The sequence below is a fragment of the Blastopirellula marina genome (assembly GCF_002967715.1).
Lineage (GTDB): Bacteria > Planctomycetota > Planctomycetia > Pirellulales > Pirellulaceae > Bremerella > Bremerella marina_B.
Genome location: NZ_PUIA01000085.1, coordinates 240,829 through 266,373, shown reverse-complemented (window position 1 = coordinate 266,373; position 25,545 = coordinate 240,829). Strand labels below are relative to the sequence as shown.

General features: G+C 56.1%; 22 protein-coding genes. 12 read left to right on the top strand and 10 right to left on the bottom strand.

Annotated elements, in window-relative coordinates; all coding sequences use genetic code 11:
• Positions 1-531 precede the first annotated feature (531 nt).
• The 4 genes from C5Y96_RS25975 to C5Y96_RS25960 form a co-directional block, all read right to left on the bottom strand.
• On the bottom strand, positions 532-969 hold the full coding sequence (locus tag C5Y96_RS25975; protein ID WP_105359470.1) for a carboxypeptidase-like regulatory domain-containing protein: 438 nt from the start codon (positions 967-969) through the stop codon (positions 532-534).
• A gap of 102 nt (positions 970-1,071) precedes the next feature.
• Positions 1,072-2,133, bottom strand: a complete 1,062-nt coding sequence (locus tag C5Y96_RS25970) for a DUF1559 domain-containing protein (RefSeq protein WP_158261435.1) — start codon at positions 2,131-2,133, stop codon at positions 1,072-1,074.
• Between the two features lie 684 nt (positions 2,134-2,817).
• Complete coding sequence (serS, locus tag C5Y96_RS25965) at positions 2,818-4,098, bottom strand: serine--tRNA ligase (RefSeq protein WP_105359465.1); 1,281 nt, start codon at positions 4,096-4,098, stop codon at positions 2,818-2,820.
• A 123-nt stretch (positions 4,099-4,221) separates the two neighbouring features.
• Positions 4,222-5,592, bottom strand: a complete 1,371-nt coding sequence (locus tag C5Y96_RS25960; RefSeq protein WP_105359462.1) for a dipeptidase — start codon at positions 5,590-5,592, stop codon at positions 4,222-4,224.
• Positions 5,593-5,778: 186 nt separating this feature from the next.
• Between C5Y96_RS25960 and C5Y96_RS25955 the strand changes: the two genes are divergently transcribed.
• The 9 genes from C5Y96_RS25955 to C5Y96_RS25915 all read left to right on the top strand — a co-directional run bounded on the left by C5Y96_RS25955 (position 5,779) and on the right by C5Y96_RS25915 (position 15,257).
• Positions 5,779-6,138, top strand: a complete 360-nt coding sequence (locus C5Y96_RS25955) for an ATP-dependent Clp protease adaptor ClpS (protein WP_105359493.1) — start codon at positions 5,779-5,781, stop codon at positions 6,136-6,138.
• A gap of 114 nt (positions 6,139-6,252) precedes the next feature.
• Positions 6,253-7,575 (top strand): tRNA (N(6)-L-threonylcarbamoyladenosine(37)-C(2))-methylthiotransferase MtaB, encoded by a 1,323-nt coding sequence (gene mtaB / locus C5Y96_RS25950; protein ID WP_233199145.1) that lies wholly within the window; start codon positions 6,253-6,255, stop codon positions 7,573-7,575.
• A 143-nt stretch (positions 7,576-7,718) separates the two neighbouring features.
• Positions 7,719-9,629, top strand: a complete 1,911-nt coding sequence (locus tag C5Y96_RS25945) for a tetratricopeptide repeat protein (protein WP_105359457.1) — start codon at positions 7,719-7,721, stop codon at positions 9,627-9,629.
• Positions 9,630-9,781: 152 nt separating this feature from the next.
• Positions 9,782-10,735, top strand: a complete 954-nt coding sequence (locus C5Y96_RS25940) for a chemotaxis protein (protein WP_105359454.1) — start codon at positions 9,782-9,784, stop codon at positions 10,733-10,735.
• Between the two features lie 176 nt (positions 10,736-10,911).
• Positions 10,912-12,039: a hypothetical protein gene (locus C5Y96_RS25935; protein WP_105359452.1), complete on the top strand. Its 1,128-nt coding sequence runs from the start codon at positions 10,912-10,914 to the stop codon at positions 12,037-12,039.
• A 134-nt stretch (positions 12,040-12,173) separates the two neighbouring features.
• A complete protein-coding gene (gene rdgB, locus C5Y96_RS25930; RefSeq protein ID WP_105359449.1) occupies positions 12,174-12,806 on the top strand; it encodes an RdgB/HAM1 family non-canonical purine NTP pyrophosphatase in 633 nt (210 codons plus the stop codon).
• A gap of 217 nt (positions 12,807-13,023) precedes the next feature.
• The gene (locus C5Y96_RS25925) at positions 13,024-14,319 is read left to right on the top strand and encodes a M20 family metallopeptidase (RefSeq protein ID WP_233199144.1); all 1,296 of its coding nucleotides are present in this window, start codon (positions 13,024-13,026) and stop codon (positions 14,317-14,319) included.
• Positions 14,319-14,693: a hypothetical protein gene (locus C5Y96_RS25920; RefSeq protein WP_146115815.1), complete on the top strand. Its 375-nt coding sequence runs from the start codon at positions 14,319-14,321 to the stop codon at positions 14,691-14,693. The genes C5Y96_RS25925 and C5Y96_RS25920 overlap by 1 nt, the downstream gene beginning before the upstream one ends.
• Before the next feature lie 51 nt (positions 14,694-14,744).
• Positions 14,745-15,257: a hypothetical protein gene (locus tag C5Y96_RS25915; protein ID WP_146115814.1), complete on the top strand. Its 513-nt coding sequence runs from the start codon at positions 14,745-14,747 to the stop codon at positions 15,255-15,257.
• Here C5Y96_RS25915 and C5Y96_RS25910 read toward each other — a convergent pair.
• From C5Y96_RS25910 to C5Y96_RS25890, 5 genes are read right to left on the bottom strand one after another with little or no spacing between them, the layout of a single operon-like run.
• Positions 15,254-16,255, bottom strand: coding sequence for an ABC transporter ATP-binding protein (locus C5Y96_RS25910; RefSeq protein ID WP_105359440.1), 1,002 nt, complete (start codon positions 16,253-16,255; stop codon positions 15,254-15,256). The two genes, C5Y96_RS25915 and C5Y96_RS25910, sit on opposite strands and share 4 nt — an antisense overlap.
• Positions 16,256-16,280: 25 nt before the next feature.
• The gene (locus C5Y96_RS25905; RefSeq protein ID WP_315850671.1) at positions 16,281-17,339 is read right to left on the bottom strand and encodes an ABC transporter ATP-binding protein; all 1,059 of its coding nucleotides are present in this window, start codon (positions 17,337-17,339) and stop codon (positions 16,281-16,283) included.
• Between the two features lie 10 nt (positions 17,340-17,349).
• Positions 17,350-18,522: an ABC transporter permease gene (locus C5Y96_RS25900; RefSeq protein WP_409994437.1), complete on the bottom strand. Its 1,173-nt coding sequence runs from the start codon at positions 18,520-18,522 to the stop codon at positions 17,350-17,352.
• A 24-nt stretch (positions 18,523-18,546) separates the two neighbouring features.
• Positions 18,547-19,470, bottom strand: a complete 924-nt coding sequence (locus tag C5Y96_RS25895; protein WP_233199140.1) for an ABC transporter permease — start codon at positions 19,468-19,470, stop codon at positions 18,547-18,549.
• The gene (locus C5Y96_RS25890) at positions 19,467-21,458 is read right to left on the bottom strand and encodes a peptide ABC transporter substrate-binding protein (RefSeq protein WP_105359438.1); all 1,992 of its coding nucleotides are present in this window, start codon (positions 21,456-21,458) and stop codon (positions 19,467-19,469) included. Before C5Y96_RS25890 ends, C5Y96_RS25895 begins: the two co-directional genes overlap by 4 nt.
• A gap of 496 nt (positions 21,459-21,954) precedes the next feature.
• On the opposite strand from C5Y96_RS25890, the gene C5Y96_RS25885 reads away from it, so the two are divergent.
• The 3 genes from C5Y96_RS25885 (at position 21,955) to C5Y96_RS25875 (ending at position 25,146) form a co-directional block, all read left to right on the top strand.
• The gene (locus C5Y96_RS25885; protein WP_233199138.1) at positions 21,955-22,440 is read left to right on the top strand and encodes an ArsR/SmtB family transcription factor; all 486 of its coding nucleotides are present in this window, start codon (positions 21,955-21,957) and stop codon (positions 22,438-22,440) included.
• A gap of 175 nt (positions 22,441-22,615) precedes the next feature.
• The gene (locus C5Y96_RS25880) at positions 22,616-24,001 is read left to right on the top strand and encodes an excinuclease ABC subunit UvrC (RefSeq protein ID WP_199188802.1); all 1,386 of its coding nucleotides are present in this window, start codon (positions 22,616-22,618) and stop codon (positions 23,999-24,001) included.
• 122 nt (positions 24,002-24,123) lie between these two features.
• The gene (locus tag C5Y96_RS25875) at positions 24,124-25,146 is read left to right on the top strand and encodes a helix-turn-helix transcriptional regulator (RefSeq protein ID WP_105359435.1); all 1,023 of its coding nucleotides are present in this window, start codon (positions 24,124-24,126) and stop codon (positions 25,144-25,146) included.
• Here C5Y96_RS25875 and C5Y96_RS25870 read toward each other — a convergent pair.
• The gene (locus tag C5Y96_RS25870; RefSeq protein ID WP_105359433.1) at positions 25,131-25,544 is read right to left on the bottom strand and encodes a gamma-glutamylcyclotransferase; all 414 of its coding nucleotides are present in this window, start codon (positions 25,542-25,544) and stop codon (positions 25,131-25,133) included. The two genes, C5Y96_RS25875 and C5Y96_RS25870, sit on opposite strands and share 16 nt — an antisense overlap.
• Position 25,545: the final 1 nt, after the last annotated feature.

Here is a 25,545-nt window from a genome sequence, read left to right as displayed (position 1 = left end):
CCCGGGAGATTGGAGTGTGGCCTGACTCAAGCGACGGAAGAAATTCGTCTCGCTGGTCGGCCGTGAGAGATCTTGTTTGCGGAGGTCTTTGCCGCTTGTGAGATATAAGATACCTGCCTGTGTGTACTCATGTACAGGCTTGTTGGAATGATTTTGGGAAGTTTTTATTTAGAGGAAAACGAGCGAGAAAGTCGGTTTGTAACTAGAAAAGAGGACGCGCGATGAGGAAGGAGTTTAACCGCAGATTACGCGGATGGTCTTTCTCTTGGAATGTGAGAGAGCGGGTACCTGGTTCGCACGCCCAAGCGGACTTGGGCGTGGCACCCGTTGGATTGGGGTTGTTGGTGAGTTGTTACCTGGTTCGACCCTCATCCTAGCCCTCTCGCCGGAGGGGCGAGGGGACTGGAGGTGATAGATACCGTTGGGCTTGGGGAACGGAATTGGTTGCGTGCTTGGTGAGATGATCTGTCGTTTGTGGGTCGTCCTTTGGCTGGGAGGACGACTCGACGATCGGTTTTCGGCGCGTAGGGTTTAACGGCGGCTTGGGTAGTCGTCTCGATCGGCTTCCGCGTCGAATTCAAAGACGTTGTTGCCTGATTTCACCGTGACGACGACCTCTTCGCCTCCGGAGAATTTGGGGGGGAATCGCTCCGGCGTCCCTTTATCGACAACGCGATTGTCGTTAATCGATGGCTCGATGTAGGTCGACAGTCGCACGCGGTTTTCACCTAGCTTGGCCCCCTTTACGCCAGGGGTGTAGTTCAATTCGTAGGAACCGTCCGATTGGGTGATCGCCATGGCAGCACGACCTCCTTCGACGGGAACGAACGTGACAACGGCTTTCTCTACCGGCTGGCCGTTGATGTTCACAACGCCGGTGACGTGGCCGTACTCGCTGCTGCTGAATTGGCACCCAACGGCGCAAAGCAATAGTCCGCAGATGCTGAAGGAAAGTGCAAGATGCTTCATCGTCTCGAATTCCGAAGGTGGGGGAGGGAGTCAAAAGTCAGTAAGGCTCACCACTGGGCAATGCCTGGCAGGTGAGCCTTATGGTTTTCGGAAACAGAGAATTTAGAACGAACCGACAACCTGGCCGTCGTCCTTTTGAACCAAACGTTCCAGGGTGCTGTTGGGGACATCGTTGTTGCCACCATCGGGATTGTGGTCGATCGTTTCCGGGATGAAGCGAACCGAGCCGTCTCCTAAGACAAAGTTCGCCCCGCCAGGGTGATTCGAAGCGAATCCTTGACGATGAGCGTTGTCGGCGTTGCTGACCGTGGAGTTGATCGGGTAATTCGTGGCACCGCCAACATAGAAGTATCCCATCTGGACACCCTTGGTCGAGTGAGCGCCATCGTCGTTGCCGGCATGGCCAAAGACGACGCCACTACCGATGAGTTCGCCACCGAGTTGGTAACACCGTTCGCCAACCAACAGCGTGTTGGAAAGACCATCGGTGATGTTGGCGAAGTTGACGACGGGGCTGTAACGGCTCCAAATAAAGCATCCGTCAGGATGGTCGGTCGACGAACCGCGGTAAATCATGTCTTTGTCATTTACGACAATGTAATCAGAACGAGCCAGGTAGGTGGTGCCGTTGCCGCTATCGTAGGGAACTGGCTTCGATTCGTTCAGTTCGGGGCCAGCCGTTGAAGGGCACATGAACGCATCGATCGGGGTTTGCAGAATCTTAAGCAGATTGGTGTTTGCCACGGCACCATGCAGCGTGTTGCCGCTGGTCTTTTGCGGCCAGTTACGGCTGACGCTGGTGCCTTGCGTTGGGTCGAGCTGTTCGACCACGTTGCCTAGTTCCATTTGCGGCATCACCAGCATCGCCCAGCCCCAGTTGGCCTGAGTGTTGTCGTTGCCGAAGTCTTCGTGGCTCATCGGCGGCAACTTGCCGTAGGTGTCGTGAAAATTGTGCATCGCCAGCCCCAGTTGCTTGAGGTTATTGGTGCACTGCATGCGACGCGCTGCTTCGCGGGCCTGTTGAACGGCAGGCAATAGCAGCGCGATCAACACACCGATGATGGCGATAACCACCAATAATTCCACTAACGTAAAAGCACCTCGAACACGAACGTGCTGCGGGATCGCTGGCATGATTCCACGGCGCGGCTGCTGTGACAACATAAGAGCTCCGAAACCAATAATGACGAAAAGAGACAAAAAAACTATGCAACATTGAATATTATTGCTACGTGCCATGATAGATATGAGTTAGAGCGGCGTAAACCTGCGAATTCCCGCGATTCACCCTAAACACAGGGGTAATGAGTGCTTTTCGCTTCAATGTGATAAGTAAAAAAGTATGTAAATAACAACAAGGAAATTCTTGCGTGTTTACTCTGTCGGTTTTAGGGGATGGAAATAGATCTAATACCATTCTTTCATGGTATTAGCGCAGGGAAGCAAAGGCCTTCAAGAGTTGGCGGAAGCGCCACGCATGCCGCACGACTAAAGAGAAAAGCGTGCGTTAATTGTTAAAATATAAAGGCTATAACGGAGGGGCGACGGGACAGGAGTGGTTCGCACGCCTAAGCGGACTTGAGGGTGTCCGATAATTCAATTCCGGAAAAAGCATACTGTTTAGCCGTTTAGCAATCAGCGAGTTTCCTATTGGTTGAACCCGTCGCTAGAGTGCTTCTGGTATGCCCATTTTCTCGGGGTTTTATACGATTTGAATTATCGGACACCCTCAAGCGGACTTGGGCGTGGTACCCGTTGGATTAGGATTGTTGGTGAGCTGGTACCAGCTTCGCCCCTCACCCCGGAGGGTCGAGGGGGCTGGAATTGTTGGTACTTGGCGCTGGCGTTTTAGCGGGGACCGATTTTATCCATGCCCATGTAGGGGCGGAGGACTTCGGGGACTTCGATGCTACCGTCAGCTTGTTGGTAGTTTTCCAGTACGGCGATCAGGCCGCGGCTGAGCGCGATGGCGGTGCCGTTCAGGGTGTGGGCGAAGTGGGTTCCCTTTTCCCCTTTCACCTTGTAGCGAATGTTCAGGCGGCGGGCCTGGTAGTCGGTGCAGTTTGAGGTGCTGGTCACTTCGCCGTATTCGCCAGCTTCGCCGCGGCCCGGCATCCAGGCTTCCAGATCGAACTTGCGGTAGGCAGGGCCACCCAGGTCGCCGGTGGCCGTATCGACCACGCGGTACGGGATCTTCAGGCCATCGAAGATCTTGCATTCCAGGTCGCGGAACTTAGTGAGGGTCGCTTCGCTGTCTTCCGGCAAGGTGAACGCGAACATCTCGACCTTGGTGAACTGATGCACTCGGTAGAGACCTCGCGACGCACGGCCGGCCGCGCCCGCTTCAGTGCGGTAACAGTGGCTGATACCGCAGAATAGTTGGGGTAGTGTTTCGGCTTCGAGCGTCTTGCCGGCGTACATGCCGCCGAGGGTGATCTCGGCCGTGGCGACCAGGTTCAGGTCGGTGTGTTCGATGCTGTAGATTTGCGTTTCGGGACCACGCGGGATGAAGCCGACGCCGTGCAGGATCTCGGTGCGGGCCATGTCCGGTGTGATGGTCGGGACGAACCCTTCCTTGACCAATAGGCTGACAACATACTGCTGCAGGGCCAGTTCCAGCAGCACGGCTTCGTTCTTCAGGTAGTAGAAGCCAGCGCCGGCAACTTGGGCACCTGCTTCGAAGTCGATGAGGTCGAGCTTCTCGCCCAGTTCAACGTGGTCGAGAACCTTGAAGTCGAACTTGCGGGGCTCGGTTGCGCCGCGCTGGATCTCGAGGTTGCTCTTGTCGTCTTCGCCGATCGGGGCGTCGGGGTGGGTCAGGTTGGGTACGATGCGGAGGATCTCGACGATTTGCTCTTCCAGCTTGTCGACTTCGGTCGAGGCGTCGTCTTTCAACTGACGCAGACGTTTACCTTCGGCGATGATGTTGGGACGCTCTTCCGGCGTGGCCTTGCCGACGGTCTTGTTGATTTCGTTGGCCTGGCGGTTGAACTCTTCGGCTTCCTGCAGCTTGGCCTTACGAGCCGTTTCGAGCGCGACGATCTGATCGACGTCGGCTTGAACCCCGCGGTTCTCGCAGTTCTTCTTCACGAGTTCGACGTTTTCGACAACAAACTTCCGGTCGAGCATGGGTTGAGATCTTTGGGGTTAGCGTGTGGTGTATTCGTTGTATTGAGGGGTGGGACGTTCGTGCCCTGTTCGTCCCCTCCCCCTAGCCCTCTCCTCGTAGGGGCGAGGGGACAGGAATTTCAATTACATATCGATCTTGGCCAGTTCGGCCCATAGTTGGGCGCTGGCGGCGATGCCTCGCTGGAAATCGGCGAGGTTGAACTTTTCGTTAGGGCTGTGGGTGTTATCGTCATCCAGTCCCCAGCCCAACAGCAGAACATCGGAGCCAAGCTGCTGGGCGAAGTTGGCGACGATCGGAATCGATCCCCCTTCGCGAATCAACACCGGTGCGGCACCGAAGCCTTGTTCGATGGCGTCGCTGGCGGCCTTGATGTAGGGGCTGTCAGTGGCAACGACAAAGCCAGGCGAACCGTGATGCTCTTTGAACTCCATCTTGATGCCGGTGGGGCAGATCTTTTCGAGGTGTTCGCGCAGAGCCTTGCCGATCTTGTGCGGACATTGATCCGGCACCAGGCGGCAGCTGAACTTGGCCGATGCTTCGCTGGGCAGCACGGTTTTGGCACCTTCGCCTTGGTAGCCGCTAGTCAGACCGTTGATATCCAGGGTTGGTCGAGCCCAGCGACGTTCGAGCGTGGTGTACCCTTCTTCTCCATGGACATCGTCGATGCCCAATTGTTCTTTGAATTTTTCTTCGTTGAAGGGAAGTTCGGCGAAGTTTTCGCGTTCGTCGCCGGACATCGGTTTGACGTCGTCGTAGAAGCCGGGGATGTGAATCCAGCCGTGCTCGTCGATCAGCGTGTTGAGCATTGCACACAGGGCATTGGCCGGGTTGCGAACGCTGCCCCCGAACGAGCCACTGTGCAGATCGCGGTTGGGGCCGACCAACTTCAGTTCAAAGTAGGCAATCCCCTTCAGCCCATAGGTGATGGCCGGCTGGCCTGGGGCGAACTGGCTGCTGTCGCTAATCACGACGACATCGTTGGCCAACAGTTCCTTATTTTCTTCGATGAACGGAGCGAGGTTGGCACTGCCGATTTCCTCTTCCCCTTCGATCAAGAATTTCACTTGGATGGGCAACTCGCCTACCGACTTCATCCAGGCAGTTGCCCCGAATACATGAGTCAGCATCTGGCCTTTATCGTCGGTGGCACCGCGGGCCACGAGGTTGCCGTCGCGCTCGGTGGGTTCGAAGGGGGGCGTAACCCACAGGTCGAGCGGTTCGGGGGGTTGGACGTCATAGTGTCCATAAACGAGGGCTACGGGCTTGCCTGGCACCGGTGGGCTCTCGGCATAGACAATCGGGTGTCCCTTGGTGGGGATGACTTTCGTTTCAAAGTTCAGTTCTTTGAAGCGAGCCGCGACCCAGTCGGCAGCGGTCTTAACGTCTTCTTTATGCCGACTATCGGTGCTGACGCTGGGAATTCGGAGCAACTCTTTGAGCGACTCGACGAAGTTTCCACGATTCTCATCTATAAAAGTTTTCAGATCCGGCATGGCTTATCCAATTGGACTTGGTCACGGCATGGTTTGGCTTTTGAAACGCCAAAATTATCTTCCGACCCGTAAAGCCGTACAATATAATACGACTTGCAGTAAATGGACATTGCACCCATCCCTCTCGCAACCATTTCGGGGGCCACGCGAGGGGGTAGATTCCTGTTGAATTTCGAGAAGTTAACAGTGGGCGACTCTAACACGTCAGTAGCAGAACCTTGGGAAGCGACGACGGTTTCGACCAAAACCAAACCCAAGAATAAGCAAAAACCGAAGCGCCAGCCTCGTTATCACGTCATGCTGTGGAACGACGACGACCACACGTATGAATACGTCATATTGATGATGCATGAACTGTTCGGACACCCAGTTGAGAAGGGTTTCCAGATTGCCAAGACGGTCGATTCCGACGGCAAGGCGATCTGCCTGACCACAACCAAAGAGCATGCCGAGCTGAAGCGGGACCAGATTCATGCCTACGGCAAAGACGATCTGATCGCTCGTTGCCGCGGTTCGATGTCTTCCACGATCGAGCCAGAGTGTTAAAATGGCCTGTTCGCTCTCCTACTTTTGGAGAGAACAGGGGCGTTGGTTCTTCCGCCTGCGATTGTTCGCCCCTCACCCTAACCCTCTCTCCTGAGGGGCGAGGGGACCAGATTTTTGGAAGCACTCTTTAGCCCCTACCATCTGCTGATGAGCGATCTCAAGCTGAAGACCCTTACCCTGGGGTGCAAGGTCAACCAATACGAAACCGAACTGGTTCGCGAAGGGCTTGCGCGCGGCGGCTATCGAGATGCAGACGACAGCGAAGCGGCTGACGTGTGCGTGGTGAATACCTGCACGGTGACCAACGAGGGGGACTCGAAAAGCCGCCAGGCCATTCGCCGGCTGGCCCGCGACAACCCGAACTCCAGGATCGTGGTCATGGGCTGCTATGCGACCCGAGCCCCGAACGAGCTGAAGGTGCTACCTAATGTCTCGGAAGTGGTGACCGACAAACGGGAGATCCCCGACCTTTTAGGCCGGATGGGGGTGATCGACATTCCCGATGGAATCTCGAAGTTCGGCGATCGCCACCGCGCTTATGTGAAGGTGCAGGACGGCTGCCTGCTGCGGTGTAGCTTCTGTATCATTCCGTACGTTCGGCCTGAGATGTACAGTCGACCCTCGGGGGAGATCGTCGACGAAGTGGCTCGCCTGGCTGGCAATGGGTTTCGCGAGATCGTGCTGACCGGCATTCACCTGGGGCATTACGGAGTCGACCTGAACAAGGGGAAGCCGAAGACCGATTGGGTTCGTCTGGCCAAGCTAATGGAAATGCTTTCGCAGATCGACGCCGACTTCCGCGTGCGTCTTTCCAGCATCGAAGCAACCGAGGTCACCAAAGAACTGATCGAGGTGATGGCCCAGTACCCCGACAAGATCTGCCCGCACCTGCACATCTCGATGCAAAGCGGTTCCGACTCGGTCCTGCGGCGGATGCGACGTCGTTGGGGCAGCCAGCGTTTCATTGACCGCTGCAAACTGTTGAAGGACTCGATCGATAAGCCGTCGATCTCGACCGACATCATCGTCGGTTTTCCCGGCGAGACCGAAGAAGAGTTCCAGGAAACCTGCCACGTGTCGGAGACGGTGGGCTTCTCAAAGATCCATATCTTCCCGTTCAGTCCTCGCAAGGGAACGCCGGCCGCCGAGATGGCCGACCAGGTCCCTGGCGACGTGAAAGCCGACCGCCGGGCTCGCCTGGCCGCGGTCGAAGACAAGACCCGCGAGACGTACTACGAAAGCCTGGTAGGGGATACGCTGGACGTGCTGATTGAAGCGGAAGACCGCGACGACGCCAGTTTCGCCATGGGGACTTCGTGCCGTTATGCTCCTGTTTATGTCGATCGATCAAAGGTCGAAATCGGTGAACGCTACCAGGTGAAGATCGATCGGGCCGAATCGACGCGGGTGCTTGGAACCGTGATTTTACCGAGGTAGATTCGCGTCTTCGTGTGCCTGTGCATCCCGTTAAGGTTTCGCAAAATCTCGTCTAGCGCATCCTGTAAGCGTGAAGTTTCGTACGCATCACCTATAAAATGTGTGATTTCTGGTAAAGGATCTGGGCAGGCGAGGGTGACTACATGTTCGGTAACTTGGCTCGCAATCAAAGGGCCCAGTGGTACGCGGTTGCTCTTCTAATTGCTGTTGCTACGGTTGCCGTCTACCACCGCACGTTTCAGTACCCGTTCCATCTCGATAGCGCCGCCCACGTTCTTAACTATCCGACGTTTGACGAGTTTGCCTGGAAAAACATCCACCTGCGCTCACGTGGGCTGGTCGATTTCACCTGGACTCTCCAGCGATCGTGGGGAGGAGATGCACCACTTGGATACCATTTGGTGAACTTGATCATTCACGTGGCAGCCTCGATCACGCTGTTTGGGTTTCTCCAAGTTACGCTTCTCCAGCCGCGGGTTTCTGAGGGAATTCGTCGGCACGCGTTCCTCTTGTCGGGGATCATTGCCCTGGTCTGGGCGGTTCACCCTCTTCAAACGCAATCGGTGACCTATATCGTTCAGCGTTACGAGTCTTTGATGGGCTTATTCTTTCTGCTTTCTATCCTGTGTTTTGCCGTTGGGCACAATTCCAAGAACATGGTCTTCTGGCGGTTAGCATGCGTCGCATTTGGCTTTGCTGCGGTCTCGTGCAAAGAAGTCGCGGTTGTACTTCCATTGGTGATTCTGTGGTACGACCGTGCTTTGTTATCCGAATCGTGGAAGTCGCTATTTCGCAGAAACTGGTTTGTCTACCTCGGATTGATGGCGAGTTGGATTCTGATCGTGCACTTTTTTGACTTGCCGCCAGAACATTTCCAACACTACGGTGTCGCGGTGGTCAACGAGACCGTCATCACTGAAGGCGGAACCGAACGGCGCACGGTTGGCCCGACCGAGTACCTATACAGCCAGACCAAGGTCATTCCGTTTTATCTATGGCTCTCGGTGATTCCCAATGGGCAATCGCTCGACCACGGCTGGCGGGCAACGTTCTCCCTGGTGGACGCGCTATTGCCTGGCCTGTTCATTCTATCGCTGATTGGCCTGACGATTTGGGCTACGTTTCGCAACCCATTGCTCGGTTTTTGGGGAGGGTGGTTCTTCCTGATTCTTGCACCGACTTCTTCCTTTCTGCCCATTCAAGACATCGCTTTCGAGCACCGGATGTACCTTCCACTGGCAGGCGTGCTGTCGGTTCTCGTTTTGGGTGGCTACCAGGCAATTAGCTACGGGATAGGCCAGCAAGATGCTGCGGGAACGGACGTGCTTGGCCGCGTCGTTCTGGGTATCGGTGTCGTTGCTGTCTTAGGGTATGGGGTCTGCACGATTGCCCGCAATGAGGTCTACCGTTCTTCGAATGCGATGTGGCAGGATGTCATCGCGAAGAACCCGCAACACTTTCGTGGCTACTCGCAGTTGGCCAACGTCTATCTCAAGGAAGGGGACATCGAGAAAGCGACTCCACTGCTTACCAAGGCGATTGAGCTTTACCCGACCGTGGGTTTCACCAAGGCCCATGGGGATTTGTTTTACGAGCAGGGGCTGGAGGCAATTGCGAAAGGTGACGAGAACCTTGCCCGGCAGTACTTCGAAATTGCCATCCGGGGCAACCCAAGGGACGATCGCATCTGTGTCGCTATCGCGCAGCTTGAGCAAACACAAAATCCAGAGAGAGCCATGGCATTTCTCCGCAGAGCCGTGGAACTCAATCCGAACAACTCGGAAGCCTACAACCGGTTGGCATCGATTGTTCAGCACTATGATCGACCCACCGCGATATCGCTCTTCCAAAAGGCAATCCAAGTCGCCCCCGAGAACGTTCACGCCCATAATAATCTGGCAAACGCGTACGCTCACCAAAAGCAATGGAGTGATGCGATCCGCCATTATAAGGCGGCCCTCTCTCTTGAGCCTGGCATGCAGGCAGCCGCCAAAAACCTGGCGATCGTACAAGAGATGCAAAAAGCCAGCGAAGGTGCTGCCGGGCGTAACTAACCGGTGGGATATAACCGGACCAACCGGCACATCCCTCGCACGCGTCAAAGATTAAATTCTTTCACAATGCAGTGCTAGCACTGCCGATGTACTGTTCGTTGAGTTGTTTCTTGAAATCAGCAACTACGAACTGACGCGGGCAGCGGCACACTATGAATGCGCAAAATTCAAAGCTGGGTATCAATACCGGGATTCTGCTGGAAGCAGGCACCAACGAGGCCGAGATCCTCGTGTTTGAGGTGGCCGGGCAAACCTTTGGCGTGAATGTCGCCAAGGTGAAGGAAGTCCTCGGAATCACCAAAGTGACAGGCCTGCCGGAAGGGCATCCTTCGATTGAAGGGGTAGTGCGAATCCGACAAGATGTCGTGACGCTGATCCATCTGGGGAACTTCCTGTACGGCGATGTGCCGGAAGTCGCTTCCAAGGATAGCGATTGTTTGCTGCTGTTGGAATTCAACCAGCGTCCCCTCGCGTTCCGCGTGAATCGCGTGCACCGTATTTATCGCGTCAGCTGGAAGGCAACGCGACCTCTGCCGTTGACCCCCGGTATGAACGCCCCGATTACCAGTGTCGTGCTGATCGACGGAAAGCTGGTTCAGATTCTCGATTTCGAGTCGATCGGTGCCGATGTGGCTGGCATTTGTGACGAGCCAGCCAGTAGTGCGGGCGTTGCGCGGATCGATGCTCCGAACATTCCGGTTGTGTTCGCGGAAGATTCTCGCATGATCTCCGAGATGATCGGCGACCACCTGCAAGATGCCGGCTTCACCAACGTCCACGGCTTTGTCGACGGCCAGGCTGCCTGGGATTACCTGGAAGCTTTGGCCGAAGACGAGACAGTCGAGACGATTCGCGACAAGGTGGGCATCCTGATCACCGATATCGAGATGCCCCGCATGGACGGCTTCAGCCTGGCCAAGCATGTCCGCATGCACCCGGTGTTGGGCTCGCTGCCGATTGTGATCTTCTCGTCGCTCGTTTCACGCGACAATCAGAAGAAGGGGCAGCAAGTGGGTGTCGATACCCAGGTTCCCAAGCCGCGCTATGGCGAACTGCTGGAAAAGACACGGCAACTAGTGGGCCTTTCGCAGCTGGTCGAAGCGTAGTCGCTTCGCCTTGCTAGCACGGGCATAAGTTTTCTGAAAATCTGAGAGGAATTGTCTCAAGATTCCTCTTGTGGCGACCGACGCCCTGTTGGTACTGTTCCCCCGACTATTCCCGGCCCAAGATGGGCTTGGGATCGATCGATGCATTTGTTGTCACATGAGGGGAACAAGCAAGGATGTTTGTCCACACGAATTTGCGCCTGGCCTTGGCAATGGGCCTTGTTGCTGCAGTTACCACAACAACCTGGGCCGCTCCACCATGGGCCAATCTCATTCCTTTTCAGCGTGTGGAAGCTGACGCCGAAAAGAGCTACGAGCTGACCGAAGACCAAGGTCCCTGGCTGATCATGGCCACGAGCTTCTCTGGTCCGGGTGCCGAAAAAGACGCCAACGACCTGGTTTTGGAACTTCGCAAAGACTACGGTCTGGAAGCCTATACCTGGCATCAAAACTACGACTACACCGACACCGTCGTCGGCAAGGGGTACGATCGTTACGGCGGCCCTAAGAAGATGAAGTACATGAACGACGTCAGCTTCACCAGCTACGCGGTCATGGTCGGCAACTTCCAAACGGTGGAAGAAAGTGGCGTCGAAAAGACCCTCAGCAAGATCAAAACGGCCAAGCCAAAGGTCTTTAGTGCTAGCTACACCGTCAAGAACGACACGATCAAAACCATTCGCCAGAGGTTACGCGAAGCGATCGATTCGGAAGATGACAAAGAAAAAGGCCCGATGGGCAATGCGTTTGTCACCCGCAATCCGCTGCTGCCGGAAGAATACTTCCGCCCCAAAGGCATCGATGACCTGGTCCTGAAGATGAACAAGGACAGCCAAAACAGCCTGCTTAACTGTCCTGGCAAGTACACCGTGCGTGTGGCGACCTTCCGCGGTGCCGTAGAACTCGATCAGAAGAAGATCGATGAGATCGAAAAGAAGAACATCGTCAGCGGAACCCGCCTGGCCGTTGCCGCTGAGAAGGCCGAGAAGCTGGCCGATGCCCTTCGCAAGCAAGGGGTCGAAGCCTATACGTTCCACGATCGATCGGAAAGCATCGTCACCGTCGGATCGTTTGAAACGGTTGGTACCCCGCGCCGCGACGGGAAGATTGAAATCAACCCGCAAGTCAAACGTATTATGGATGGCTACAAAGGGGGAACCGGTACCGCGACCATCGAAGGTGGCACGGCTCCTTCCTACAAGCCGCGTTCGCTCAATGGAATTATCTTCGATGTTCAGCCACTTCCCGTGGAAGTTCCGAAGGTGAGTATCGCCGCCGACTACGCACGACGCCCACTTCGCTAGAACCATCGCGAACGACACCAGATCAATCATGCCAGGTTCCACGATCCTTCGTGGAACCTTTTTTATGCGCTCGTTTCTCGTTACGATGTCCTCAGCCGACAACGAAACTACCAGCCCCGAAAAGAATACGAGCAATGTCCGACAACCGGCAAATGGTGCTAGGCACTTACAATCAAAAGAAGCGGGGTGAACTGCAGCGTCTGATGGTGCCGCTGGGCATCGAACTGAAAACGCTGGAAGAATTTCCCGCTGCCATCGAGGTAGTCGAAGATGGTCACTCTTTCGCCGAGAACGCCGCCAAGAAGGCAACCCAGCAGGCGGTTGCGATCGGGCAATGGGTATTGGCTGAAGATAGCGGGCTGTGTGTCGATGCGCTCAAAGGTGCCCCGGGGATCTATTCGGCCCGGTTCTCAGGCGACGATGCGACCGACGAGAAGAACAACGACCTGCTATTGGAAAAGTTGGAAGGCCTGCCACCGGAAAAACGGGGTGCCCACTACGTGTGCCACATCGTCCTTTCCAATCCGCAGGGAGAGGTCGTGCTTCAAGCGGAAGACAAATGCCATGGTCGAATCATCACCCAACGCCGCGGCACCCATGGTTTTGGCTACGATCCGCTGTTCGAGCTGCGGGAATATCATCGCACGTTTGGCGAGATGGGGCCGGCGATCAAGGGGTTGATCAGCCACCGGGCCAAAGCATCCCGGGCATTCGTCGAGCAGTTGGGGGCAATGTTGGCAAAGAATCCAACGCTATTAGCCCAATAAGACGGTCAAGAAGTAAAATGAGCAGACGCCGTTGGATGAGTTCCGGACGTCTGCTCGTATAAAATTAGACCGTGTTATAATCTACCTAGGGATGATAACCGTGATCCCTACTTTTTGGCAAGGCGTAATTCACATCTTTTTTTTGAGATATTAATCCATGGTTTGGGCTCGCGTCGCTTCATCTGCCGTTACGTGTTTGCTCGTCACGATTTGCGGCATGATACCCCTGGCTGATGCTAAGGCCGACCCCCCCCATCGAGATGCCAAATCGGTCAAGCAATGGGTGGACGGTCAGATCGGTTCGTTAGTCGAAATCTACCAAGACTTTCATACGCATCCAGAGGTTTCGTTTCAGGAAGAGCAAACCGCCAAGCGGCTGGCCGACCTGCTGAAAACGGCCGGTTACGAGGTTACGACCGGCGTGGGTGGACATGGCCTGGTGGCCCTGCTGCGTAACGGCGAAGGATCCACCGTGATGCTGCGGACCGATCTCGACGGGCTGCCGGTAACCGAGAACACCGAACTGGTATATGCCTCGAAAGAGAAGGTCACGCTGGAAGATGGCACCCAGTCGGGCGTGATGCATGCGTGCGGCCACGATATCCATATGACCAACGTGCTGGGCACTGCCCGGTATATGGCCACGCATCGCGATCAGTGGCACGGCACGCTGATGGTCATCGGCCAGCCGGCCGAAGAAAAAGGGCAGGGGGCCAAAGCAATGCTCGAGGACGGGCTGTTCGAGCGCTTCCCGAAGCCAGACTATGCGATTGCTTTGCATGTCGATCCCAACCTGCCGACCGGTACAGTGGGATATCGTGCCGGCTACGCGATGGCCAATGTCGATAGTGTCGATATTTATGTGCAGGGAAAGGGAGGCCACGGCGCTCATCCTTATGCGACGGTAGACCCGATCGTCCAGGCCGCCCAGTTGATTCTCGATCTGCAGACGATTGTCAGCCGCGAGATCAAACCGACCGATCCGGCCGTTATTACGGTTGGTGCGATCCATGGGGGAACCAAGCACAACATCATCGGCGACGAGTGTCATTTACAACTGACGGTACGCAGCTACGGCGATGAAGTCCGCAAGCAGTTGCTCGATGCGATCCAGCGTAAGGCCAAAGCGGTCGCGATCAGCTATCGGGCCCCCGAACCGAAGATCGTGATCAGCGAAGGAACGCCAAGCCTGTTTAACGATAAGCACCTCACCTGGCGAATCGTGAAGCACTTCAATCATGCGTTTGGCGATGAAAAGATTGTGCCGATCGATCCTTCGATGGGGGGCGAAGACTTCAGCCGATATGGGCTCGCTGGCGTGCCGATCTTCATGTACCGATTAGGCTCGGTGGATGCGAAGCGGCTCGATCGTTACCAGCAATTGGGGCAAGATCCCCCATCGCTACACTCGCCGTTGTATTATCCCGATGCCGAGCAGTGCCTAGAGACCGGCGTGAGTGCGACGGTGATCGCGCTGCTGGAGCTTTTCGAGAACAAACCGGACTCGCAGTAATGCATCGGCGAACGCTAATTGGAATGTGGGGCGGTTACGTTCTGCTGGTAATCGTGGTCGTTTACGGCTTACTGCAAACTCGCCAGTGGGTCGCTTTGACGTACAATACGCCGCAAGCCACCGAAAACTGGCAGAAGCTGACCGAAGAATTGGATCAGCGGCAGGATCGCGACCATACAAGTGCTATCAGGCCCGTTCAACGGAGCGCAGAACCACCAATTAAGATTCTCTTTTCCAAGAACTTTCCCACCATCGTTACCTGGAGCCTGGTGATTCTGAGTATCCTATACTGGAGCGTGGGAATAATGATTGCCGGTGCGCTGCGAACACCTAATCATCATCCTACGTCAATTGGTGATGACGCCCCCACATGAGTTTAACACCCAAGACGCCCTTTCCCATCAAGGGCCATTGATCGGCGATACATGGCTCCATCCAGTCGGGAATTCGAGACGCACTCACCAGAGTTATCCTTGGTGCGTCTACCCATTCGCGATGATCATATCGCCCAAGCCACGACAGCACTGCTGCTAATCGTGCTCGCATTTCTAACCTATTCAGGCACGGTGCATGTCTGGGTCTCGCTGGTGGTCGTGCTGGCTTGCCTGGCCGCAACTTGGAAGATGTTCGTTCCGGTACGTATCGACCTGGGACCACGCGGCGTCATTCAGAATTCATTTCTCGGAAGCCGCAAGACGCCTTGGCGAGAGATCGCTCGCTTTGAAACGCATGCCCAAGGGGTGATCCTTTACCTCACGCAGGACGACTCTCCTTTGGCAGGCTTCGCCTCAATCGACCTGGCTTGCCGTAGCATGAAACCAGAAGTCGAAGCGATCGTGCGGTTCTACATGGAATCGAGACGCATGCGAACAGGCTCGTCGATCGTGAAGATGGCCGACGACCTCTCGAATTCCAAATCGGGATCGGCTGCGAGTTAGGCCGACTTATCGCTAGTAAAGAAGCAGGCAGCCGGATGAGGTTTCCCTTCCAGTGGCGGTGGGCTGGCCGTGCATTTCTCAGGCTGCACAATCGGGCAGCGATCGGCAAAGGGACAGCCGGGATAGAACGTATCGGGCGAGGGGACTTCCCCTTGCAGGACGATACGCTGCCGTTTGCGTTCGATATCGGGATCTGGCACCGGAATGGCCGACAGCAGAGCTTGCGTGTAGGGGTGCATCGGTTGCCGGAACAACTCTTGCGATTCGGAAAGCTCGACGATGCGTCCCAGGTACATCACACCGATACGATGCGAGATATGCCGCACGACGCTCAAGTCGTGCGCGATGAAGACATAGGCGACTCCCAGCTTCTGCTGAAGATCCATCAGCAGGTTGATCACCTGGGCCTGAATGGAAACGTCGAGCGCGGAGATGGGTTCGTCGCAGACAATAACCTTCGGTCGGGCGGCCAGTGCCCGAGCAATACCAATACGTTGTCGCTGCCCACCAGAGAACTCGTGCGGATAGCGATTCACGAAGCGTGGATTGAGCCCGACGACATCCATCAGCCGCATCACTTCCAGCTTGCGATCGAGGCCCGATTTCAGCCCGAAGATCGACAAGGGCTCGCCAATGATCGTGCCGACGGTCATACGCGGATTGAGCGAGGCGTACGGATCCTGAAAGATCATCTGCAGGTCGCTGCGATGATGTCGCATGGCAGCCGGCGAAAGGTTGTCGATTCGTTTTCCGGCTAGGTGAATAGTACCATCGGTCGGCTTGACCAGGTTCATAATGGCTCGGGCCGTGGTTGATTTTCCGCAACCACTTTCCCCCACCAGCCCAAACGTTTCGCCTGGCTTCACGTCAAAGGAAACGCCATCGACGGCCCGCACGAATTCGGTATGGGACGCGAACCAACTGCCGCGACGGACCGGAAAGTGAACTTTCAGGTCGCGGACTTCGAGAACAGGAGAGGCGTCTGATGCTTGTGACATGGATGCAGTAGCTTAGGCTAAGTCGTTAGGGAGTGGCAGTCGGTGGAACCGGCGGATCGAGCTTGGTGACATCGCGAATACACGCGTGCAAGGTTCCGTTGTCGATTTGAACGAGCGGCGGATCGGTCTTCAGGCATTCGTCGACGTGATAGGGACAACGCGGATAGAACGAACAGCCGGGGATGGCCTCGCTCATGTCTGGCGGCTGACCCTTGATGGGCGAGAGTTCGGCTCCGACTTCTTCGTCGATGCGCGGAATCGAATTGAGCAGGCCCAGCGTATAAGGGTGACGTGGGTCGGTGAATAGATCATGGACCCTGGCTTGTTCCACCTTGCGACCGGCGTACATCACCAGCACGTCGTTGGCCATGTTGGCGATCACGCCCAGGTCGTGGGTGATCATGACGATCGCCGTGTTGTGTTCCTCTTGCAGCTCCTGCATCAGTTCCAGAATCTGGGCCTGGATGGTGACGTCGAGCGCGGTGGTCGGTTCGTCGGCGATCAGGATCTCGGGATTACACGAGAGTGCCATCGCGATCACGACGCGTTGCCGCATACCGCCAGAGAACTCGTGCGGATAGTTGAACACGCGGCGTTTGGCACCGGGGATGCCTACTTTTTCGAGCATCTCGACCGCGCGGTCGAGGGCTTCTTTGTAGGAAAGCCCCAGATGCTTTCGCGTGACCTCGGTCAGCTGTTCGTCGATGGTCAGGAATGGATTGAGCGTGGTCATCGGGTCCTGGAAGATCATCGCGATGCGGTTCCCGCGAATCGACGCGAGTTCCTTATCGTTCATCTTCAGCAGGTCGCGGCCGTTGTACATGGCACTGCCGCTGGTGATCTTGCCGGGGGGCTGGGGAATGAGCCCTAGCATGGCCAGGTTGGTGACCGACTTGCCAGAGCCAGACTCACCCACGATGCCTAGTGTTTCGCCAGCTCGCAGATCGAAATCGACCCCGCGAACGGCTTTGAAGATACCTTCTTCGGTGCGGAATTCGACGGCCAGGTCACGCACTTCCAGTAGCACTTTGCCGGTGCCGGAAGGTTTGTCGATCGTCGAGACGCTCGTTGTTTCACCAGTCACAAACTTACCCTTATCGATTCTTCATTCGCGGGTCGAGCGCGTCACGCAGGCCGTCACCCAGAAAGTTCAACGAGTACAACGTCGATGCCAAAGCCAAAGCAGGGAAGACCACCAGCCACCAGTAGATTTTGACCGGCGTGATCACCTTCAGACCTTCTTCGGCCAGCACACCCCAGCTCACTGCCGGGGCTTCGACACCCAGGCCGAGAAACGACAGGAACGCCTCGAACAGCATCACCGCCGGGATGGTCAGTGTCAGGTAAACGATCACGATGCTCATCACGTTCGGTACCAGGTGCAGAAAGACAATTCGCATCCCGCTGGCTCCCACCGTGCGAGCCGCGTCGACGAATTGTTCGTTCTTCAAGCTGATGATCTGGCCTCGTACCACGCGGGCCATCGTCAGCCAGTAGACGGCCCCGATCACGATATACAGAATCACGATGCGGCTGATGCCGTAACTTTCCAGCCACTTTTTGACGTCGTCTTCGCTGAGGATCGTAATCAGAAACAGCACCAGGAAGATGAACGGAACCGAATACAAGATGTCGACTACCCGCATCATGAAGTCGTCGACGATCCCACCTGAGTAACCGGCGATTGCCCCGTAGCTGACCCCAATAATCAGCGAAACGAGCGTGGCCACCAGCCCCACAATCAGCGAAACGCGGGCCCCATAAAACAGACGCGAAAGGAGGTCACGCCCCAGCAGGTCGGTACCACAGATACTGGGCAGGCAGTAGTCTCCAAAGATCGCCAACCGGATATGCAGCAGGAACATGTCGAGGCCGGTCGGGTCGGTCCACAGTTCGCCGACGCGGCGATCGAACTCTTCCCCTTCCAGGTCTTTCAGGTGCAGGCTGACGGGGACGGTTTGTTTCTCCCCTTCTGCGTTCGCCTTCTGGGTGGTCGAGTGGAATTCTGGAGGCAAGGCCAGGCGATTGGCCAGGTCTTGTTCCCGCGGCGACTGCAGTGGAAATAGGGGCGTGAAGATCGCTGCCAGGGCCAACAGGACCAGGAAACTGAGGGCCGTCATCGAGACCCAGTCGCGGCGAAGTCGACGCCAGGCATCTTGCCACAGCGAGATCCCGCGGATGCTTCTCGCCTCGTTGTACATGGCCTGATACTTCTCGATCGGCGGCAACGCGTCGGCGTAGGGGTCGTGCTTTTTCAGGGAATCCAAGGCTTTCACCTTCGCAGCGAGGAATTACTTGTCTAGCTTGACGCGTGGATCGATCAAACCGTACGAAAGGTCGACCAGCGTATTCATCGAGAACAACAGAAACGTGTAGATCATCACCACCGCCAGACTGACGGGGTGATCTTTCTGCTGTACCGCTTCGATGAAGTGACTGCCCAGGCCAGGAATAAAGAAGATACGTTCGAGCACCAGCGATCCGGTCAGGATGCCAGCCGTGGCAGGACCCAGGAACGAGACCACCGGCAAGATGGCTCCGCGAAACGCATGCTTCAGCACCACCGTCGCAGGCATCAGCCCCTTGGCGTAGGCCGTGCGAATGTAGTCTTGGCCGAGCACTTCCAGCATGCCCGTTCGCGTGAGACGCGAGATGTACGCTGCGAAGGGAGCTGCCAGGCAAAGCGACGGCAGCACCAGATTGATCGGGCGTCCCCATCCGGCCGCGGGAAACAGGTTCAGTCCGAACACGAAGATAATGATCGCGAAGCCTGCCAATACGAAGTTGGGAATGGCGATCCCCAGCGTGGCGATCATACGGAACGTTACGTCGATTACCGATTGCCGACGTAGTGCCGAAATGATGCCGGAAGAGAAACCGATCAGCATGGCGAAGCTGAGGCCAAGCAGACCGAGCGAGATCGAAATGGGCAGGCCTTCGGCGATGATCTCGAAGACCGACTTGTCGATCAGCTTCATGCTGGGGCCTGGGTTGAGGGCGATGTAATTGCCCATCGTCTTCACGTACCGCGTTGCGAGCGGTTTATCCAGGTCGTAGTACTCTTCCAGGTTGCGTTTGATCGCTTCGGGAAGCTGGCGTTCGCTTAGCAGCGCCCCTTCCGGCGAGACGGTCCACATCAAAAAGAAGCTAATCGTGAAGACGACCCACATCGTGATCACCAACCACATTAGCCGTTTGGCCAAAAAGTAAATCACTCCAAGCCCTCCCACTCGCGAATCTTTTCGCGTTGTTCTTCGTCGATTTCGAGGATATGCAGGGGATGGAGATCCTGCAGATTCGGATAAAAGTTCTTCACGTACGGACGAACCATGTTGACCGAAACATAGAAGTAGATCGGCAAAATTGGCATCTCCTTGACCAGGATCTTTTCCGCCTGACGGAGCAAGGCAAAGCGTTTTTCGGGATCGGCTTCACTGCGAGCCGATTCAATCAAGGCATCGTACTCTTTGTTGCTCCAGCCGGTCTCGTTGTTTTCACCGCCGGTGACGAACATGTCGAGGAAGGTGTTCGGATCGGGATAGTCGCCAATCCAACCGGCGCGAGCCACATCGTAATCCATCTCGCGAACGGTCGTCAGGTAGACGCCCCATTCAACGTTTCGCAGTTGAACATCGATATGCAGATTGCGTTTCCACTGCTGCTGAATCACTTCGGCAATTTGCTTGTGCCCTTCCGACGTGTTGTACAGAATCTGGATCGGCCGCATCTTCTTGCCGCCGAGAGCTTCCTTCAGAAGCTCGCGGGCACGTTCGGGATCGTAGTCCTCGGTCGGAGGACCTTCGTAGCCGGTAATCCCGGGCGGAACAAGCGAACCGGCCGGAACCTGGCCACCACGTGTGACGAAGTCGACAATCTCTTGCTTGTTGATTGCCAGGTTCAGGGCCTGGCGCACCTTGGGATTATCGAGAGGCGGGCGAGTCGTGTTGACGCGATAGAAATAGGTGGAAAGCATCGGGGCGATCAGCAGATCGTTGCGTTCGTTTTCTCGCCCTGGCTCTTTCTTCTTTTCCTCATCCAACTTCTTCAGGTCATCGAGAACGGGATTCGGAATATCGGTTGCCCATTCCATTTCGCCGCTCATGTACATGTTCAGCTGAGTCGTATTCGACTGCACCGCAAGGGCATCGATCGTCTCCAGCTTGACTTCATCGGCGTTCCAATAGGTCGGGTTTTTTGCCAGGCGAATTCGGTCGCGGATGCGGCGTTCCTGAATCTGGTAGGGGCCGTTGGTGACGATATTTTCCGGCTTGGTCCAGTTGGGGTAGCCGAACGTTTCGATACACGTACGATTGACCGCGTGCATCGGATAGAACGAGGCCAGTTCCAGGAAGTACGGCGTCGGAGATTCCAACTGGATGACCAGCGTCATGTCGTCCGGCACTTTGATTCCCACTTCACTGAAGTGCAGTAGCACGTGCATCGCTTCTTCAGCTTTGGGGTGCTTGGCCAGGAAAGATTCAGGAATGCCTGATTGGTAGAAAACCCGTTCGGTCTTTTCGCCATCCCACTGCGGAACGCCGTCTTTATCTGGCACGCAGTCAACGGTATAGACTTTGTAAGAACTACCCGATTCGCCATGACCAGAGTCGTCGGACTTGGGGGCTCCTGCCGAATAGGTGTCGATCTTCTTAAGAATGCCAGAGACCATCGTGCCGCGCGGGAACATCTGGGCGCGATCTTTACGGTCGGCCAGCTCCACTTCCACGCGGTCTCCTTCGTGGAGGTCGCCGGTGGTGAAACGCTGGGCGTTTTTGATATACCACAACTGGTAGGCGTATTGCGTTCGCGATTCAGGATGCAGAAAACGCATCCACGAGAACTCCCAGTCGTGCGCGGTAACAGGCTCGCCGTTGGTCCACTTGGCACCTTCGCGCATATGGAAGGTATACGTCTTCAGGTCATCCGAAACCTCGTGCGACTTGGCCATCGCAGGCATCGGAAGCATTTCATCGGGGTCGTTTGGGTCGGGCATCTTGCGATAGAGCCCCTCGAAGATGGCGTCGATGATCCGCCCTTCCGGGGCACCGGTACTTTTTGCCGGATCGACGGTTTGCGGCTCGGTACCGTTAGAAAACGTAAAGTCGGCGGGGGGGAGCGAACCCATCCGAAGCGCGAAAAACAGAGCGACTACGAAGATTAGCGGGAAGAAGTAAGGAAATAATCCTCGTATTGACCATTTCATTCGGTGATTTCTCACTCATTCGGGCCATCGGCAGTGGGTTTTATGGTGCTCATCACCTGTGTTCCTGATCGTATCAAATTCCGCAAGGGATGACGATATGCTGATCTCAAACCGATCAGTCCGCTTGAAAGGCGCAATCTAGCCCCCTTGTTTTCGATAGAAATGTTGCAGTTTCATGCGAATTGTCCGATACTCCGGGAATGAGCGAACCGCCTTGCCCGAGCATTCGTACGTTGGGGCGAGGCTCGATTGCAGTATGAGAGCCGTTAGCGCTTGGTTCACCTACTAGCAATTGGGTTAGCTCAACGCCGTTGGAATTTACTTTACGCGTCTTCGTTGGAAACTGCCTTTCTCCGTTTCGTCGTTATGGGCGAGCAGGGTTAAGCATTGGCCGCGTCAAGCTATCTCTCAGGGCGTGACTCATCCAGTTTCAGGGCCAGTCAACTTAACTATTCAGTAAGGGGCCCAAGCCTTACTAACACGGAGAAGATCTGCCATGATGTTCTTGGCTACTCCAGCCAATGGACACACGATGTCCAAAGGGTACTACTCGGACAACGATAGTCCCTCGCATGTTTCCCAGCCGGAAGGATCTGGCAAGGAAGTTTCACCTTACGAACCTTTGAACGAAGACGTTGCACGTCAGCTCGTTCAGCTCTTTAAGCTGTTGGCCGATGAAACTCGGCTGAAGATCCTCAGCTACCTGCTGCAAGCAGGCGAACTCAATGTTCGATCGCTGTGCGATCTGCTCGATCAGAGCCAACCGGCAGTCAGCCATCACCTGGCCCTGCTGAAAACCTGTGGTCTGATCGAATCGCGACGCGACGGTAAGAATAATTTCTACCGCGTCATGCCGGAACAGTTCGGACGCTTCGCCGAAGTGTTGTTCCGCAAAGTACCTGGCCTGGAAGACGACAAGATCGACTTCGGCGAAGCCATGGTACGCCTGGAAACGGAACCCCACGCGGTTGCCGTTTCTTAAGAACCTTTTCTCCTCAATATGAGGCTCGCACGAAGGCTGCCTGATCGTGTCCCAGGCGGCCTTCTTTTTGTTCTTGCCGGGAACCATTTCATTTCGGGTTGTTCGTACTGCCAAAAATTCGGGTAAGGGTTAGAATTTCATGATGGAATCTTGTACACCTTAGCCCCCTAGGATCATGGCAGATAACCCCGACGGCCAGCCGCCTGCCCAAATGCCGGAAGCGACTCCTGCTCAAGGAAAGCCCGCTGAACACGTTCCCTTCACGGTAACGGCGGACAAAGTACGTAAATTTCCGACCACCTCCGGCGTGTATATCTTCAAAGACGACAAGGGACGCGTGATCTACGTCGGCAAGGCCAAGAACCTCCGTTCGCGGGCTGGCAGCTACTTTCTAGCCGAAGCAGCCATCGATCAGCGGACCGGTTATTGGGTCAACGAGATCGCCGATGCCGACTACCTGGAAACGGAAAGCGAAGTCGACGCGCTGCTGGCCGAATCGCGGCTGATCAAAGATGTCCAGCCGAAGTACAACAAAGAGCAAAAAGACGACAAAACGTTTCCGTACCTGATGATCACGCAGCGGGAAGACTTTCCCCGCGTCGAGTTTACTCGCGAGCCGAAGGATAAGAACGCCAAGCTGTACGGACCGTTCGCCAGTGCCGGAGCACTGCGTGGTGCGATTCAGGTCCTGCAGCGGATCTTCAAGTTCCGCACGTGCGATCTCGATATCGACGAGACCGACGAACGCTGGAAGTGGTTTCGTCCCTGTTTGCTGGCCAGCATCGATCAGTGTACCGCGCCGTGCAATCTGCGTATCAGCAAGGAAGAGTACCGTAAAGACATTCGTCGCCTGCAAATGTTTCTGGAAGGGAATCGCACTCGCCTGGTGAAGCAGTTGCAAGAGGAAATGCAGGAAGCTTCCAAGAACCTTGAATTCGAGAAGGCGGCCAAGCTGCGCGACGAGATCACCATGCTCGAACGTCTCGATGAACGGGGCGAATTGGAAACCCACGCCCAGCCGGAAGTCTTCTATGTCGATCCGAAGAAGGGCCTGGCTGGCCTCCGCAAGGTATTGGGCCTGGCAGAAACACCGCGGACGATTGAAGGAGTCGATATCGCGCACCTGGGGGGCAGTGACACGGTGGCCAGCCTGGTGCAGTTTCTCGACGGGTTACCGTTCAAGCCAGGCTATCGCCGCTACAAGATTCGCGGTGTCGATGGTGTGGACGACTTTCGCAGTATTCACGAGGTCGTGGCTCGCCGCTTCAAACGGCTGAGCGATACGTCGGAAGTCTTCCCCGATATTCTGTTGATCGACGGCGGCAAGGGGCAGCTTAACGCGGCAATGGCGGCGTTTCGTGATCTGAAGATCGAGCCCCCGACGGTGATCTCGTTGGCCAAGCGTGAGGAAGAAGTCTACCGACCTGGTGAAAGCGAACCGATTCGACTGAGCCGTCATTCGTTCGCGCTGCGACTGCTGCAGTACGTTCGAGACGAGTCGCACCGCTTCGCCCAACACTATCACCACCTGCTACGAGAGAAACGAACATTCGACCGATAACCCAATCCTGTCCCCTCTCCCCAAAGGGGCGAGGGGACAGGATGAGGGAACAATAGCATCGCGCGGACGGGTTGGGTACACTTGGACTTCCGCGTTACCCACCCGGCATGGAGGCATTCACAATGGCACGCAACGAACAACTCATTCGGCAGCACAAGATCTTGCAGATCCTCGAGCGTTATCGCTACGGATGCTTGTTGGAAGAGATTCGCGACGCGTTGGTCGACGAGCTCGGTTTGTCTTCGCTGCATACTCGCACGGTCCGCCGCGATATCGAATCGCTACAAGCGGCAGGTCTTGATATAGATGTGCACGACTCCGGCCGAGGACGCGTGTGGAAGCTTGGTGCCAGTGGCCGTGGGATGCATAAGATCACCGCGACGGCGACAGAGTTGATTGCCCTTTCTCTAGGGCGCGATCTTCTGCTGCCTCTTTCCGGCACGCCATTTTGGGTGGGTGTCGAGTCGTTCTGGACGAAGATCCAAGAGCAACTGCCTGAGGGAACGTGGGAGCATTACCGCAAGTATCGCCAGGTGCTGTACGTGACGGGACTGGCGTCGAAGAATTATTCGGCCCAGGAAGGGACTCTCAAGAATCTGAATCGTGCGATTCACCAGCATCGCGTTGTTGAGGTCGCTTATCAGAAGCCTGGGCAGCCCTCTCCCAGCCAGCGCCGGTTAGAGCCGTACGGCATCGTGTTCCACCAGGGGAGCATTTACATTGTGGCCGCGGCCAGTGAGTTACCGGAAGACGACCCGAATCGCATCCGGCACTGGAAGCTCGATCGCTTCAAGAAGGCGGAGGTCACCGACGACTACTTCAAGGTTCCTAAAGACTTTGACCTGGAAGAACACCTGGGCGGGTCGATTGGTATCTTCGCGGCCCACAAGCCGATGGACTTCAAAATTAAAATTACCGCCGCCGCTGCAAGCTGGGTGGTGGAAGACCCGTGGCATGCCGAGCAGAAAGTCGAGCAGCACGACGACGGCAGCATTACGCTGACCGTCAAAGCGGCGCACGAACTGGAGATCATTCCCCGCGTGCTGGCCCTGGGGCCGGAAGCCGAGGTGTTGGCACCCAAGTCTACGCGTGAAGCGATCAAGGCCCGCGTCGAAAAGATGGCCGAGGTCTACGCGAATCGCTGAGTGTTGCCTACCCAGTGAATCATCCCCTGGGCATCGGCCGGGACGACATCGAAGGTCGGCAGAATCGGCTTGTTGTAGACGTAAACGGTTGCCGTGATCGACTGGCCATCGAGCGTTTCGCACTCGACCACTTCCCGTGTGTACAAGGTCGGGTACCCTTCGACCTCGTCGAGCACTTCCAGCAGCCGTTCTTCCTGCTTTGCTGGGAAGAGCCAGATCTCGCCCAGAACGCGCGTCTCTCCTTCCAGCTTCAGCCCGGGGTAGTCGGCGACTTGCCAGAGCGAGCCTGGCGTTGATCCACGCAGCACGGCTACGGGACGGCAGGGCCAGCATTTTTCGCGGACCTCGCCTCGCTTCAGGGTTCCGTAGGCAAAAAAGGCAACCAGTTCGTCAGGCATT

Coding starts and splice junctions, on each gene's coding strand:
- C5Y96_RS25975 (WP_105359470.1), bottom strand. CDS start 969: ATGAAGCATCTTGCACTTTCCTTCAGCATCTGCGGACTATTGCTTTGC.
- C5Y96_RS25890 (WP_105359438.1), bottom strand. CDS start 21,458: ATGAAATGGTCAATACGAGGATTATTTCCTTACTTCTTCCCGCTAATC.
- C5Y96_RS25925 (WP_233199144.1), top strand. CDS start 13,024: ATGATACCCCTGGCTGATGCTAAGGCCGACCCCCCCCATCGAGATGCC.
- C5Y96_RS25910 (WP_105359440.1), bottom strand. CDS start 16,255: ATGTCACAAGCATCAGACGCCTCTCCTGTTCTCGAAGTCCGCGACCTG.
- C5Y96_RS25880 (WP_199188802.1), top strand. CDS start 22,616: ATGGCAGATAACCCCGACGGCCAGCCGCCTGCCCAAATGCCGGAAGCG.
- serS (WP_105359465.1), bottom strand. CDS start 4,098: ATGCTCGACCGGAAGTTTGTTGTCGAAAACGTCGAACTCGTGAAGAAG.
- C5Y96_RS25970 (WP_158261435.1), bottom strand. CDS start 2,133: ATGTTGTCACAGCAGCCGCGCCGTGGAATCATGCCAGCGATCCCGCAG.
- C5Y96_RS25920 (WP_146115815.1), top strand. CDS start 14,319: ATGCATCGGCGAACGCTAATTGGAATGTGGGGCGGTTACGTTCTGCTG.
- C5Y96_RS25885 (WP_233199138.1), top strand. CDS start 21,955: ATGATGTTCTTGGCTACTCCAGCCAATGGACACACGATGTCCAAAGGG.
- C5Y96_RS25940 (WP_105359454.1), top strand. CDS start 9,782: ATGAATGCGCAAAATTCAAAGCTGGGTATCAATACCGGGATTCTGCTG.
- rdgB (WP_105359449.1), top strand. CDS start 12,174: ATGTCCGACAACCGGCAAATGGTGCTAGGCACTTACAATCAAAAGAAG.
- C5Y96_RS25935 (WP_105359452.1), top strand. CDS start 10,912: ATGTTTGTCCACACGAATTTGCGCCTGGCCTTGGCAATGGGCCTTGTT.
- C5Y96_RS25870 (WP_105359433.1), bottom strand. CDS start 25,544: ATGCCTGACGAACTGGTTGCCTTTTTTGCCTACGGAACCCTGAAGCGA.
- C5Y96_RS25875 (WP_105359435.1), top strand. CDS start 24,124: ATGGCACGCAACGAACAACTCATTCGGCAGCACAAGATCTTGCAGATC.
- C5Y96_RS25915 (WP_146115814.1), top strand. CDS start 14,745: ATGGCTCCATCCAGTCGGGAATTCGAGACGCACTCACCAGAGTTATCC.
- C5Y96_RS25960 (WP_105359462.1), bottom strand. CDS start 5,592: ATGCCGGATCTGAAAACTTTTATAGATGAGAATCGTGGAAACTTCGTC.
- C5Y96_RS25945 (WP_105359457.1), top strand. CDS start 7,719: ATGTTCGGTAACTTGGCTCGCAATCAAAGGGCCCAGTGGTACGCGGTT.